This window comes from Micromonospora sp. DT44 (assembly GCF_049841635.1).
Taxonomy (GTDB): Bacteria; Actinomycetota; Actinomycetes; order Mycobacteriales; family Micromonosporaceae; genus Micromonospora.
Genome location: NZ_JBNCKS010000060.1, coordinates 23,040 through 36,917, shown reverse-complemented (window position 1 = coordinate 36,917; position 13,878 = coordinate 23,040). Strand labels below are relative to the sequence as shown.

Genomic DNA, 13,878 nt, shown 5'->3' with positions numbered 1-13,878 from the left:
ACGACGTCAGCGAGCGACCAACACGATTTTCAGCCCGGAACGGGCCACCTCGCCAGAGGCGACAAGGACTAACCCCCCGCCCCCAGCCCCAGCCCCCGCCCCCGCCCCCGCCCCCGTCGATCATGGAGTTGTGGTGGTCCACAAAAGGGGCATTGGCGGCCCTAACACCCACCACAACTCCATGATCCGCGCCGTCAGGGCGCGGCGAGGGCGGGGTGGGGGCAGGGCCCGGGGGGGCCGGGGGGACAAGGGGCGGGGCGGGGGTTAGTTTGTGGTTCGGGCGCCGGTTACCTGGAAGGCGGCGCGTTCGCTTGGCGGGACGAAGTTCTGTACCGGCTGGTTGCGCAGGGCTCTGGTGAGCACCTCGCCCACCCCGGTCACCAGGCGGGCCTGCACGGCCTGACCGACCGCGTCGCGCGGGTCGTCGGGGTTGGCCGCCATCGAGGCGACCACCAACTGCGGGGTGAAGGCCACCACCGTCTCCGTCTCGTACCGCTCAGAACTGCCGGTCTTGCCCGCCACCGGGCGGCCCAGCCGGGATCGCAGATCGGGAGCCGTCGCGCCGTCGCACCGCCCGTACATCGACTGGTCGCCCACCGGGCAGCGGGCCGCGTCCGCCGCCGCCCGGGCCACGTCGGTGTCGAGTACCTGCCGACAGTCCGGCTTGGCGGCATCTACCGGCCGGCCGGCCGAGTCGTTGATCGAGACCACCGGCAGCGGCGCGCACCACGTCCCCTCCGCGGCCACGGTGGCGTACGCCGTGGCCAGGTCCAGCGGGGTCGTCGCGGCGACGCCCAGGGTGAACGGGCCCCAGTCCTTCGCGCCGTAGCGGGCCAGCCGCTCGTCGGAGTCGGCCCGCAGCACGATGCCCAACCGCTCGGCCATCTCCACCACCCGGTCGGCGCCGACCCGCTCGGTCAGCCAGGCGAAGTAGGTGTTCACCGACCGGCCGAAGCCGGTCCACATCGTGCGGGGGCCGTCCATCGCCGACGGGCTGGCGTTCGCCGGGCACCAACGGCCGTCACAGCTACCCGCGCCGGTCGCCGGGAAGCGGGTGAGCAGTTGCGTCGGCGCCGTGAACTCGGTCGACAGCGGCATGCCGGATTCCAGCGCGGCCAGCATGGTGAAGAGCTTGAACGTCGAACCGGCCTGGTACCCGTCGATGGCCCCACCACCGGCCACGAGCTGGTTGACCGTGTTCGGGTGGTTCTTCTGCCCGACCGGGTTGTCCTTGACGCTGTAGTTGCGGTTCACCGACATCGCCAGCACCCGGCCCGTGCCGGGCTGCACCACGGCGGTGGGTACCGCCCGCGCCTCGGTGGGCCGGTAGATGCGCAGGACCTGCTCGGTGGTGGCCTGCTGCACGGCCGGATCCAGCGACGAGACGATGGAGAACCCGCCCCGGCGTAGCGTGCGCTGTCGCTCGTCGGCGCTCGAACCGAACGCCGACTGGCTGCTCCACCAGCGGGTGAACCAGTCGCAGAAGAAACCCCAGTCCGAATGCCCGTCGGGCACCCCCGTGCAGTCGTTCGGCGTCTCGCTGGGCCGCAGCTGCAACGGCTCGGCCTGTGCCGCCGCCGCCGCGTCGGCGGGTACCTGACCCGTCTCGACCAGGCGTTCCAACACGTACGTCCGCCGGTGCAGGGCACTGTCGGCGTCCCCGTTGATCGGGTCGTCACTGTCCGGCGACCGGACCAGACCGGCCAACAGCGCGGCCTGGGGCAGGGTCAACTCGGCCGGCGAGACCGAGAAGTAGCGCTTGCTGGCCGCCCCGATCCCGTACGCCCCGGCACCGAAGTAGGCGATGTTGAGGTAGCGGGTGAGGATGTCCTCCTTGCTGAGCTCCCGCTCCAGCGCCAGCGCGTACCGCATCTCCTGGAGCTTGCGGGCGGTGGTGAGCTCGGTGGCCGCCTGGCGCTGCCGCTCGGTGAGCCGAGGGTCGCTGCTGAGCACGTTGCGGACGTACTGCATGGTCAGGGTGGAGGCACCCTGACGGGTCTTACCGTCGCGCTTGTTCACCGTGAAGGCGCGCACCACACCGCGCAGGTCCACCCCGCTGTGCTGGTAGAACCGGACGTCCTCGGCAGCCACGATGGCCTGGCGCATCACCGGGGCGACCTCGTGCAGCGGGACCTCCACCCGGTCCTCCTGGTAGAAGGAGGTGATCAGGGTGGTGCCGTCGTTGGCGTAGAGGTTGGAGCGCTGCGCGGTGGGCGGCGTGCGGAGCGTGTTGGGCAGCTCCGAGTACGGCGTGCTGAGGGCGCTGAAGCCGATCCCGAAGACCAGGGCGGCGGGCAGGGCGGCCCCGGCCAGCACCAGTCCGGCCAGCACGCCGGCGATCACCACGGTCAGCAGTTTGTCGAGTCGGGCCCGGATCATCAGCTCTCCCCGCAGGAGCCGGTCACGCTAGGACCCGTTCAGAATGACCCGGAACGCCCCTTTCGCCCCTGGTTTTCCCCAAACCCGGAGGAAACTCGCACGGCGCTCAGGGCAGCAGCGCGGCGGCCAGCGGGTGGACCGTCTCCTCGATCTCGTCCGCGACCCGGGTGAAACACTGGTCGCCGCGACCCCAGGGATCGTCGAGATCGTCGGTGGGCAGCGCCGAGGCGCCCAGTCGTTCGTCGTGCGCCGCCGCCACCAGGGCCACGCCCCGCGCGTACACCGTCTCCGGGGTCGCCTCGGCCGCCGGCAGCGCGGTGACGTCCACCGCGGCCAGCAGCCGGCCGAACTCACCCAGCACGAAGGTACGGGCCGCCGCGTCCGGGCGGAGCGCCACCACGTACTCCTGCTGGTCGGCCGTGGCCGTCAGGACCAGGTCGGCGGCGTCGATGTGGTCCGAGCGCAGCTTGCGCGCCGCGAACCCGTCGACGTCACCGCCACGGTCGATGACCTGCCGCGCCGCCGGCGGGTTCATCTCCTCGCCCGCGTGCCAGCCGCCGGTGCCGGCGCTGTGGCTGTGCAGCAGCTCCTCGGCCGTGGCCGGGTCCTGCGAACGCCGCGCCAACCGCTCCCGCACCGCGAGGGCCAGCAGTCGCTCGGCCATCGGTGAGCGGCAGATGTTGCCCATGCAGACGTGCAGGACGGTGAACGGGGGCACTCAGGCCCCCTGGTGGACGTCGAGGAGATCCGGTACGACGTCGCGCAGCTTCTCCAGCGGGATCGCCCCGGCCCGCAGCAACTGCGGCACCTCGCCGGTCAGGTCGACGATCGTGCTCGGCACCGGGTCCGGGCAGGGCCCGGCCTCCAGGTACGCACGCACCGAGTAGCTGAGCTGGTCGCGCGCCTCCTCGGCGGTCACCGCAGCGGGCTGGCCCGTCTTGTTGGCCGAGGAGACCGCCATCGGGCCCGTCTCGCGCAGCACCTCCAGGGCCACCGGGTGCAGCGGCATCCGCACCGCCACCGTGCCGGTCTTGTCGCCCAGGTCCCACTGCAGGCTCGGCGAGTGCTCGACCACGATCGTCAGCGCTCCCGGCCAGAACGCCTCCACCAGGTCCCGCGCCGCCGAGGGCAGCGAGAAGACCAGGCCGTCCAGGGTGTGCCGCGAACCGATCAGCACCGGCGGGGGCATCTGCCGACCCCGGCCCTTCGCGTCCAGCAGCGCCTTGACCGCGTACGGCGTGAACGCGTCCGCGCCGATCCCGTAGACGGTGTCCGTCGGAAGGACGACCAGTTCGCCGTTCTTGACCGCCTCGATGGCCGCAGCGATGCCGCGGTCCCGATCGGCGGGCGATCGGCAGTCGTAGAGCATCACGAGGAGTCAGTCTGCCACGCCCGCCCGGGCACGGTGTGCTGGCCGTCCGCCCGTCGGGACGCGGTGGCGTACCGGGGGCGGCCGGTGAGGTCCGGATGCTCCCTGACGGCGTCGAACCGGCCGTCGCTGGCGAACAACTCCGGCACCTCCACACCGTGCGTGTCGTCGTGCTCGACCCCGATCACGCCCCCGGGTCGCAGCAGCGCCGCCGCCCGGTCGATCACCGGTCGGATCACCGCCAGACCATCGGCGCCCCCGAAGACCGCCTCCGCCGGATCGTGCGCGGCCACCTCCGGCGGCACCACGACGTCGACCGGAACGTAGGGCGGATTGCAGAGCAGCACGTCCACCCGACCCACCAGGTCGGCGAGCAGGTCGGGCGCGGTCACGTCGGCCTCGACCACCTCGATCGGCCGGTCCCCCGCCGCCGCCCGCTCGGCCGCGTTGCGGCGCAACCACGCCAGCGCCGCCGAGGACCGCTCCACCGCGACCACCCGCGCTCCGGGCAGCTCCTGCGCCACCGCCAACGCGATCGCGCCGGTGCCGCTGCACAGGTCCACCACCAGCGGCTCGGATCTGCCCCGGCCCTGCTCGACACCCCATCCGGCCAGCAGTTCCGTCTCCGGGCGGGGCACGAAGACACCCGGACCGACCGCCAGCTCCAGGTGCCGGAAACCCGCCCGACCGGTCAGGTGCTGCAACGGCTCCCGGCCGGCGCGACGCCCGACCAGCTCGTCCAGGCGGGCCAGTTGGGCGTCGTCCAGATCGTCGGCGAGCGCCAGCCGACCCCGGGGCACGTCCAGCACGTACGCCGTCAGCAGTTCGGCCTCCACGCGCGCCGGGCCTACGCCGGCCGCGGCGAGTACGCGGGCCGCCCGCGCCACCGCGGCGGACGGACGGGTGCGGCCTGTCCCTTCGGGGGGGTGTTGCGGCAGAGTGGTCACACGATAATCATGGGGCGTCGCGGGGCGACGCCATGAACGGGTGCGTCGAGGCGCACACGACAGGAGGTTGTGGGTGGGCTGGCTCGACCGGGTCCATGACCAGGTTGACACTCTCTCGCACGCCCGCGCTTTGCAGGAAGCAAGTCGCTCCGCGGAGTCGTACACCCTTCTGGAGCGTGTGATCCGCACCACGTCGGACCCGGCGGCCCGCGCGGACGCCATGGTCCAGCGTCTCTCCGCCTTGATCAATCTCGGTCGGACGGCGGAGTTCACCCGGGCCATCGAGGAGGCGTCGGCGGCCGTCCGCGACCTCGCCGAGCCCTACCTGCACGGGCACCTCAACGCGCTGGCCGCGCTCGCCGCCCACCACCAGGGCGCGCTGGACCGCTGCGTCACCCACCTCGTCAAGGCAGCGCGGGCCCTGAACGCCGTGGACGACCCGGACCGGGACACCGCCTGGGGCTGGCACGACCTGGCGATGGCCTACAGCTACCTCAGCTTCCACGGGTACGCCCTGGGCGCGATCGAACGCGCACGGCAGCTCGGGTTGACCGCCGGGATCCCGGAGGAGACGTTCGCCGCGCCGGGCATCCGGCTGCGCAACGCCGTGGCGCTGGACCACAACGGTGACAGCGACGGTTGCCTGCGCGTGCTGCGGGACGTGGCGACCGACCTGGCCCAGTTCGTCCACAGCGGGCGGGCCGGGCGGCTCCGACCCAGCAGCCTCGCCGCGTACGGGTACTCGGCGGCACGGCAGGCCGCACTCGGCGACACCCTGGAACCGACCGGCGACGCCGTCCCGTCCCGGCTGCTCACCCACGGCGGTGACAGCGCCCGCGCGCGGGACCTGCGGCAACTCGGCATGATCTGCCTGGCCGTCGCGGACGGTCGGCCCATCGAGGCGGTCGCCCGACTGGACACCATCCGGGTGTCCACCGAGACGCTCGGGGCGGCCGAGCCAGCCCGGCTGCGCAGCATCGCGCTCGCCCGCGCCGGCGACCATCTCGCGGCCCACCGGGCGGACCGGCTGGCATTCCGGCTCGCCGCCCAGCGCAACGACCGGCTGCGCGACGTCTACATCGACGGCATCGCCGCCCGGATCGACCACGAGGAGATGCGTCGCGAGGCGGCACGGTACGAGGGTGAGGCGTTGACCGACCCGCTCACCGGCCTGCCCAACCGGCGTCGCCTGGAGCGGTACATCACCGCCGTCGTCACCCGGGGCGAGCGGGTCGTCATCGGCGTCTGCGACCTGGACGGCTTCAAGGCGGTCAACACGCGGCACGGCCACCACTCCGGTGACCTGGTGCTGCAACGCATCGCCGGGGTGATCAACCGGGTGATGCGCCGGGGAGACTTCGTGGCCCGCTACGGCGGCGACGAGTTCGTCGTGGTGCTCCCGGACACGGGCATGACCGAGGCCACCGAGGTGGCCCGCCGGATCGAGGCGGCGGTACGCAATGAGGACTGGGAGTCGCTGGTGCCCGGCACCCCCGTCGGGGTGAGCATCGGCTTCGCCGAGGTATCCGGCGGCAGCGGGCTGCGCGACGCGCTCAGCGTCGCCTTCGAGCAGGCCGACCGGGAGATGCTACGCGCAAAATCCCGCCCCCGCGCGAGCTGACCACTCCCCCTCGGTCGGGGTCGATCAAGGACTTGTGGTGCCCCGCGGAAGCCCCACGACAGGATCAACCACCCACCACGACTCCATGATCGACGAGGGCGGGGGCGGGGCGGGGCGGGGTGGCGGGGTGGGGTGGGGTGGGGTGGGCGGTTAGCGGCGGGTTAGTTCTGTGTCGCCGGCTAGACGGGCGGCGCGGTCGGCCTCGGCCAGGGCGTCCAGGACGCCGTCGAGGTCGCCGGCGAGAGCCAGGTCCAGGTTGTACGCGGTGTAGCCGATCCGGTGGTCGGTGATCCGGTTCTGCGGGAAGTTGTAGGTGCGGATGCGCTCCGAGCGGTCCACGGTGCGTACCTGCGCCTTGCGGGCGTCCGAAGCGGCGGCGTCGGCCTGCTCCTGGGCGGCGGCGAGCAGCCGGGCCCGCAGGATCCGCATCGCCTGCTCCCGGTTCTGCAGCTGGGACTTCTCGTTCTGACAGGACACGACGATGCCGGTCGGCACATGCGTGATCCGTACCGCCGAGTCGGTCGTGTTCACCGACTGGCCGCCCGGGCCGGACGAGCGGAACACGTCGATGCGCAGGTCGTTCTGGTCGATGGTGACGTCGACGTCCTCGGCCTCCGGCAGCACCAGCACCCCGGCCGCGCTGGTGTGGATCCGGCCCTGCGACTCGGTCACCGGGACGCGCTGCACCCGGTGCACGCCGCCCTCCCACTTGAGCCGCGACCAGACACCGTTGCCGCCGTCCGGCACACCCTTGGTCTTGATCGACAGCGAGACGTCCTTGACCCCGCCGAGGTCGGAATCCTGCGCGTCGATCACCTCGGTGATCCAGCCGTGCCGCTCGGCGTACCGGGTGTACATCCGCAGCAGGTCGCCGGCGAACAGCGCCGACTCCTCGCCGCCCTCACCGGCCTTGATCTCGACGATCACGTCCTTGGCGTCGTGCGGGTCGCGCGGGATGAGCAACTCGGCGAGGCGCTCCTCCAGGGCCGGCAGGGACGCCGCGATGGAGTCCGCCTCGGCGGCGAAGGACGGGTCCTCGTCGACCAGCTCGCGGGCCGCGGCCAGGTCGGCGCGGGCCTGCGCCAGCTCGCCGGCGGCCTTGTGCAGCGGCACCAGCGCGGCGTACCGGCGACCCACCCGGCGCGCGGTGGCCTGGTCGGCGTGGATGGCCGGGTCGGCCAGCCGCTTCTCCAGCTCCGCGTACTCGTCGAGGAGTCCGGCCAGACGCTCGCTGCTCATGCTGCGGATGCTCCTTCGAGGATGCGGCACCGGGAGGGCCAAGGGTGTTGGCGGGCGAAACGCGGACGGCGCCCGTGTCCGGTACAAAACCGGACACGGGCGCCGAACGAGGAGTTACTTGGCCTTCTTGGCCTGAACCTTGGCGTACTTCTGCTGGAACTTCGCGACCCGGCCGGCGGTGTCGAGAACGCGCTGCTTACCGGTGTAGAACGGGTGGCAGGCGCTGCAGGTCTCGACGTGGATCGCCCCGCCCTTGGCGGTGCTGCGGGTCGTGAACGTGTTACCGCAGGAGCAGCTGACCTCGGTGGTCGTGTACTCCGGGTGGATGTTTGCCTTCATGTCGCCTCGGTCCTCTCGTTGGTGGTCGCCGGGTCGCCGTCATCACTCGTCGCGCCGTACGCGACGGGCTCGGGCGTGAACCGGAACCGGTGTGGCCGATTGACCAGTGTGCCATGGGCCTGAGCCGACCCGGTAAGCGGGCCACACACCTCGTCCGGCATCGTCAACACGGGCCTACCTGTCCGCATTCCCGCCGCCCGGGCAGGCATTCGTCCGGCCGTCGTGCCCCACCCGGGGTACGCGACGGCGGACGGGCCGGTCATGCCGAAGGGGGTACGGCCGCAGCCGTACCCCCTTCGTCGTCGGTCACCGGTGCGGGATCACTCCCCCGGCGTCGACTTCGCGATCTGCATCAGGAACTCGATGTTGGTGCGGGACTGCTTGAGGCGGTCCAGCAGCAGGTCCATCGCCGCCTGCGAGTCCAGCGAGTGCAGCACCTTGCGGAGCTTGTGGATGATGGCCAGCTCCTCGGGCGCGAGCAGGACCTCTTCCTTACGGGTACCGGACGGGTTGATGTCGATGGCCGGGAAGGTCCGCTTGTCGGCGATCTTCCGGTCCAGCTTCAGCTCCGCGTTACCGGTGCCCTTGAACTCCTCGAAGATGACCGTGTCCGCCATGGAACCGGTCTCCACCAGCGCCGTGGCGATGATGGTCAGGGAGCCGCCGTTCTCGATGTTGCGGGCCGCGCCGAGGAAACGCTTCGGCGGGTAGAGCGCGGTGGAGTCGATACCACCCGACATGATCCGGCCGCTGGCCGGCGCCGCCAGGTTGTACGACCGACCGAGCCGGGTCACCGAGTCGAGCAGCACGACGACGTCGTGCCCCAGCTCGACCAGACGCTTGGCCCGCTCGATGGCCAGCTCGGCCACCGTGGTGTGGTCCTGCGGCGGACGGTCGAACGTGGCCGCGATGACCTCGCCCTTGATCGACCGCTGCATGTCGGTGACCTCTTCGGGCCGCTCGTCGACCAGCACCACCATGAGGTGGCACTCCGGGTTGTTGCGGGTGATCGCGTTGGCGATCGCCTGCAGCACCATCGTCTTACCCGCCTTCGGCGGAGACTGGATGAGCGCCCGCTGGCCCTTGCCGATTGGCATGACCAGGTCGATGACCCGGGTGGTCAGGATGTGCGGCTCGGTCTCCAGCCGCAGGCGCTCCTGCGGGTAGAGCGGCGTGAGCTTGTAGAACTCGGGCCGACGCCGCGCCTCGTCCGGCTCCATCCCGTTGATCGTGTCCAGCCGCATCAGCGGGTTGTACTTGTCCCGCCGCTGGTCGCCGCTGTTGCCGCCCTCGCGGGCCGCCCGCACGGCGCCGGTGATCGCGTCACCGCGACGCAGGCCGTACTTCTTGATCTGGGACATCGAGACGTACACGTCGTTCGGGCCGGCCAGGTAGCCGGTCGTCCGTACGAAGGCGTAGTTGTCGAGCACGTCGATGATGCCGGCCACGGGGACGAGCACCTCGTCCTCGCCGACCTGCGGCTCACGGCCGCCGCTGGTCTCCCCGCCGGTCTCCCCGCGCTCGCCACGACCACGTCGACGGTCCCGGAAGCGGCTGCGCCGGCCACGCCGACCGCCGCCCTCGCCGTCCTCGTCGTCGCTGTCGCGCTCGACGCGCTCGACGCGCTGACCACGGTCATTGCGGTCGGCGCGCTCCGAACGGTCGTTGCGGTCGCCCCGATCGTTGCGGTCGTTGCGGTCGCTCCGCTCGGCACGATCGCTGCGGTCGTTGCGCTCGGCACGCTCACCCCGATCGGAGCGCTCGCCCCGATCGTTGCGCTCGGCGGCCCGCTCGCCCCGATCGTTACGGTCGCCCCGCTCAGCACGGTCGCCCCGCTCGGCACGCTCGCCCCGGTCGGAGCGCTCGGCACGCTCGCCCCGGTCGGAGCGCTCGGCACGGTCGCCCCGGTCGGAGCGGTCGGCACGTTCGCCCCGGTCGGAGCGGTCGTTGCGCTCGGCCCGGTCACGGCGGTTCTCGCCACGCTCGGACCGCTCGCCGCTCTCGACCTCGTCGGTGCGGGCCTCGGCGCCACGCGGCTCGGAGGTGCTGACCTCGGAGGTACGGGCCTCCGCGGCAGCGGTCCGGCTGCGCCGCGAACGACTGCGGCTCTCGGTCTCGGTGGCCGGCTCCGCCGGTGCCTGGTCGGTGCTACGACCCTCGGCCGCCGGGCGGTCCACGGTCTCCCGCACCTCCTCACGGGCCGGAGCGGCCGCCGCGGCGACCTCGGCCCGCGGTCGAGGGGTTCCGGCGGCGTTGCCGCCCTGCCGCTCGGAGATCGCGGCGATCAGCTCACCCTTGCGCATGCGAGCAGTGCCGGAGATGCCGAGCGACGCGGCCAGGCTCTGCAGCTCTGGCAGCAGCATCGCCGACAGACCGGTACCGCTGCGCCGACGACGGGCGGGAGCGGCAGCGGTGGCATCGCCAGCGACGTTGGAAACATCCGACGTCACGTCGGTGGTGTCGCTCAATGGATTCCTTCCCTCGATAAGGCCGGGACTGCCCGGAGTCGGAGCTCAGGTGGCCGGGCGGCCTCGGTTCACCCGCCTCGCAAGGACGCGTCGCGGGAGTCTGTGACACAGCAGCCGGTGGTTTCCCGACCCACCAAACGTCGGTGGGTAGGTCTCGCCGTCTGCGGCGACCTGTGGAAACTGCGGTGCGGCGTGGGCCTTGGCAGGGGTGACGGGCTGACCGCCGAGAGCTTCGGGGGTGCGCCGCCCCGCAGGAGATCGCGTGCTTCGCGGCTGTGCTAGGTCTAGAGCGTAATCAACTCTTCCGACCTGCGGCAACAGGGTCCCGCTCGGCGTGTCCAAGTCTACCCCGGGCGACCCGGGCACCGCTGACGTCTATCGGTAACTTCCAGATCTGCCAGTCTGTTCCCGCGTCGAAGCCCGCTGGCGGCTCGCCGAACGCCAGCACACTCGGCCCGGCCCCGGAGACCACAGCCGCCACACCCGCCTCTCGCAGCGCGCTGACCAGCGACGACGTGCCCGGCATCCCGGCCGCACGGTAATCCTGGTGCAGCCGGTCGACGGTGGCCGGCAACAGCAGCGCCGGGTCCGTGGTGAGCGCGTGCACCAGCAACGCCGCCCGTCCCGCGGTCAACGCGGCGTCGGCGTGGGGCACGGTGGCCGGCAGGGCCGCCCGCGCGGTCGCGGTCAGGCCGCGCTCGGAGGGTACGAGAACCGTGGGTCGGACGGCGTCGGCGACCGGCAGGGACACCGCACGAGCGCCGTCCGTCTCGGTCCAGGCCAGCGTGAAGCCGCCGAGCAGGCAGGGCGCGACATTGTCCGGATGGCCCTCGATCTCGACGGCCAGTCGGAGGAGAGCCGGCTCGTCCAGCCGCTCTTCGCCGTCGGCGACCAGGGCACGGGCCAGCAGCACCCCGGCCACGATGGCAGCCGACGACGAGCCGAGGCCGCGCGCCTGCGGTATCCGGTTGACGCACTCCACGCTCAGGCCCTTGGGGTGCGCGCCGAGGACGTCGAAGGTGGCCCGCATGGCCCGCACCACCAGGTGCTGATCGTCGGCCGGCAGCTCACCGGCACCCTGACCGGTCACCGTCACCTGGACCCCGCCGGACGACACCTCGGCGGCCAGGTCGTCGTAGAGCCCGAGGGCGAGCCCCAGCGCGTCGAAGCCCGGACCGAGGTTGGCGCTCGTCGCGGGAACCCGGACCCGGACCGGCCCGGCGGTGAAGTTCGTCGGCACGCGCCCATGCTAGGGGGCGGCACCGACGATTCCGCCGCTCGCCCGCACCATGGGACCGTCGAATCTCAGGTCGCCGGGTCGGGGACCGGTTCGGCAGCCGGGTCGGTCAACGAGAGACGACGGGTGGCGATCCGCCAGCCGACCGCGTACACGATGGTGACCAGCCCGCAGCCGGCCAGCACCACCCGCTCGTCCACCACGTCCACGACCAGGGCCACCGCCAGTTGACTCACCGAGATGGCCAGTGTCGCGAGCATCATGTCGGTGGCGAACACGCGTCCGCGCAGCCGGTCCGGCACCTCGCCCTGAAGGGCGAAGTTCGACATCACCCAGTTGCTGCCGCCGGCGAAGTGCGCCACGAACACCAGCAGCAGCACCAGCGGGAACCAGCGCGCGACGGATACCCCCACGTAGGACAGACCGTAGAGCGACATGGACAGCGCGAGCCCGGGCAGCAGCCAGGCCCGGTTGGTCAACACCCGACGCATCAGGATGGGCCCGACCAACGCACCCGCGCCGCGTACCGCGAAGAGCAGACCCGCGCCCAGCGAACCAACCCCGTACACGCCGGCGAGCAGCGGAAACACGGTCAGCACCCCGTTGCCCAGGCCGACCGCCGACTTGACCGTCACCAGCGCCAGCACCCGAGGTCGGTGCCCGATGTAGCCGAGCGCCTCGCGGACCGCCGGCCAGGTCCGCTGCGCCGGCAACAACGGGTCGCGGGCCACCTGCAACGGCCGGCGGATCCGCGTGGCGAGGCCCGCGGCCAGCGCCAGCCCCGCCGCCGCCACCCAGAAGCAGGCGTACGGACCGGCGGCGGAGCTGAGTACTCCACCCAGCGAGGCGCCCACCACCGTCATGGTGCCCCAGGCCGAGCCGGCCACGGCGTTGCCGGCGGCCAGCTCGTGCGGCTCCAGCACGTTGGGCAGCGCGGCCTGCGCGGCGGGCGAGTAGAACGCCTTGGCGCCCGCGACGGCCCCGATCGCCACCAGCGCCAACCAGGCCGTGCCACGGTCACGGACACCGAGCAGCAGCAACACACCGGCCAGCGCGGCCACGTTCGCGACAATCATGATCTTGCGCCGGTCGAACCGGTCGGCGATGGTGCCGGTGTACGGCAGCAGCAGCGCGACGATGCCGGTGTCCACCGCCAGCACCAGGGCACCCCAGACGCCGCTCCCCGTCAGGTGGGGCAGCAGCACCAGCAGCGGCACCATGACGAACCAGTCGGCCCCGAAGACCACCAGCTCGGCCAGGAAGAGGTTGCGGAAGCTCCGATTGCCGGTAAGGACCGAAAGGGTGGACGCCACGGACGGGCACCCTACCCGGTGGGCGTGGGGGCTACACCCGCTCCCAGCAGCGACGAGACGGTGACGAAGGTGTATCCGCGCCCCCGGAGCCCACGAATCATGTCGGGAAGGCCGCGCAGCGCGACCAGACGCCGCCGCTGACCGACGTCATGCCCGAGCAGGATCGTCCCGGGCCGGACGCCGTCCACGATCCGGCGGGCATGACCGGCCGGGTCGTCGGGAAACTCCCGCTCCACCATCTGCAACGACCAGAGCACCAGCCGGTAGTTCAACCGGGCGGCCGCGTGCAGCGCCGCCCCACCCAGGTGACCGTACGGCGGGCGGACCAGGCGGGGGGCCCGGCCCGTCACGTCGGTGATCACGTCGTGGGTGCGGCTCAGGTCGTCGTACGCCTCGGCGGCGTCCAACTGGGCGAGGTCCCGGTGCGCCCAACTGTGATTGCCCACCTCGTGCTCGCCGAGCCGGTCGCGTACGAGATCGGCGTGCTTACGGACCTGGCTGCCGACCAGGAAGAACGTGGCGGGCACCCGGTGCTGGGCGAGGGTGTCCAGCACCATGGGCGTCCACTGTGGCGCGGGACCGTCGTCGAAGGTGAGCGCGACCAGCCGCTGGGTGGTCGATCCCGACCAGACGACCGGCAGGACGCCTGCGCCGACGTCCTGCGCCCCGTTGCCGACGGTGGCGCTGGCCGGGCCGCCGGCGAGCGGCAGCCGCCGGTGGGTCAACCAGACGTCCGTGACGCCCGCCCCGGCGGCCGCTCCGGTCACCACCAGGGCGCTTCGGCGCAGCAGGTCGCGCCGAGACCACCCGCGCGCGCCCTCGGTCATCCGCCTGCCCCACTCGTCACCGCCGACATCTACCAGGAGTATGCAAGAAGTGACGCAAAGCTGCGGTCAGGTCATTCGATCGATCTGGGCACAAAGAGCAGCGCCCCCGACAGGAAATCCTGCCGGGGGCGCTGCCCGC

The 13,878-nt window shown here is 72.1% G+C and carries 11 protein-coding genes; 1 reads left to right on the top strand and 10 read right to left on the bottom strand.

What is annotated here, in order from left to right; genetic code table 11:
- Positions 1–264: 264 nt before the first annotated feature.
- The 4 genes from ACLQ25_RS27320 to prmC all read right to left on the bottom strand — a co-directional run bounded on the left by ACLQ25_RS27320 (position 265) and on the right by prmC (position 4,695).
- Positions 265–2,379, bottom strand: coding sequence for a transglycosylase domain-containing protein (locus ACLQ25_RS27320; RefSeq protein WP_425733638.1), 2,115 nt, complete (start codon positions 2,377–2,379; stop codon positions 265–267).
- A gap of 106 nt (positions 2,380–2,485) precedes the next feature.
- The gene (locus tag ACLQ25_RS27315; protein ID WP_425733637.1) at positions 2,486–3,097 is read right to left on the bottom strand and encodes a phosphotyrosine protein phosphatase; all 612 of its coding nucleotides are present in this window, start codon (positions 3,095–3,097) and stop codon (positions 2,486–2,488) included.
- Complete coding sequence (locus ACLQ25_RS27310) at positions 3,098–3,748, bottom strand: L-threonylcarbamoyladenylate synthase (RefSeq protein WP_355052883.1); 651 nt, start codon at positions 3,746–3,748, stop codon at positions 3,098–3,100.
- Positions 3,748–4,695, bottom strand: a complete 948-nt coding sequence (prmC, locus tag ACLQ25_RS27305; RefSeq protein ID WP_425733636.1) for a peptide chain release factor N(5)-glutamine methyltransferase — start codon at positions 4,693–4,695, stop codon at positions 3,748–3,750. The genes ACLQ25_RS27310 and prmC overlap by 1 nt, the downstream gene beginning before the upstream one ends.
- A gap of 73 nt (positions 4,696–4,768) precedes the next feature.
- On the opposite strand from prmC, the gene ACLQ25_RS27300 reads away from it, so the two are divergent.
- Entirely contained in the window at positions 4,769–6,316 is a 1,548-nt protein-coding gene (locus tag ACLQ25_RS27300; RefSeq protein ID WP_425733635.1) for a diguanylate cyclase domain-containing protein, read from the top strand.
- A gap of 150 nt (positions 6,317–6,466) precedes the next feature.
- Here ACLQ25_RS27300 and prfA read toward each other — a convergent pair whose 3' ends face one another.
- The 6 genes from prfA to ACLQ25_RS27270 all read right to left on the bottom strand — a co-directional run bounded on the left by prfA (position 6,467) and on the right by ACLQ25_RS27270 (position 13,739).
- Positions 6,467–7,555, bottom strand: coding sequence for a peptide chain release factor 1 (prfA, locus tag ACLQ25_RS27295; protein WP_425733634.1), 1,089 nt, complete (start codon positions 7,553–7,555; stop codon positions 6,467–6,469).
- 114 nt (positions 7,556–7,669) lie between these two features.
- Positions 7,670–7,894 carry a 50S ribosomal protein L31 gene (rpmE, locus tag ACLQ25_RS27290; protein WP_088987870.1) on the bottom strand — a complete coding sequence of 75 codons (225 nt, stop codon included), beginning with the start codon at positions 7,892–7,894 and terminating at the stop codon, positions 7,670–7,672.
- A gap of 320 nt (positions 7,895–8,214) precedes the next feature.
- Positions 8,215–10,362, bottom strand: coding sequence for a transcription termination factor Rho (gene rho, locus ACLQ25_RS27285; RefSeq protein ID WP_425733633.1), 2,148 nt, complete (start codon positions 10,360–10,362; stop codon positions 8,215–8,217).
- 295 nt (positions 10,363–10,657) lie between these two features.
- Positions 10,658–11,602, bottom strand: a complete 945-nt coding sequence (thrB, locus tag ACLQ25_RS27280; RefSeq protein WP_425733632.1) for a homoserine kinase — start codon at positions 11,600–11,602, stop codon at positions 10,658–10,660.
- Between the two features lie 65 nt (positions 11,603–11,667).
- The gene (locus ACLQ25_RS27275) at positions 11,668–12,912 is read right to left on the bottom strand and encodes an MFS transporter (RefSeq protein ID WP_425733631.1); all 1,245 of its coding nucleotides are present in this window, start codon (positions 12,910–12,912) and stop codon (positions 11,668–11,670) included.
- 11 nt (positions 12,913–12,923) lie between these two features.
- Positions 12,924–13,739, bottom strand: coding sequence for a polysaccharide deacetylase family protein (locus ACLQ25_RS27270; protein WP_425733630.1), 816 nt, complete (start codon positions 13,737–13,739; stop codon positions 12,924–12,926).
- Positions 13,740–13,878 lie beyond the last annotated feature (139 nt).

What these genes read in the sequence shown, in the direction of transcription:
- prfA (WP_425733634.1), bottom strand. Translation starts at nt 7,555, where the DNA reads ATGAGCAGCGAGCGTCTGGCCGGACTCCTCGACGAGTACGCGGAGCTG.
- ACLQ25_RS27270 (WP_425733630.1), bottom strand. Translation starts at nt 13,739, where the DNA reads ATGACCGAGGGCGCGCGCGGGTGGTCTCGGCGCGACCTGCTGCGCCGA.
- ACLQ25_RS27310 (WP_355052883.1), bottom strand. Translation starts at nt 3,748, where the DNA reads ATGCTCTACGACTGCCGATCGCCCGCCGATCGGGACCGCGGCATCGCT.
- rpmE (WP_088987870.1), bottom strand. Translation starts at nt 7,894, where the DNA reads ATGAAGGCAAACATCCACCCGGAGTACACGACCACCGAGGTCAGCTGC.
- ACLQ25_RS27320 (WP_425733638.1), bottom strand. Translation starts at nt 2,379, where the DNA reads ATGATCCGGGCCCGACTCGACAAACTGCTGACCGTGGTGATCGCCGGC.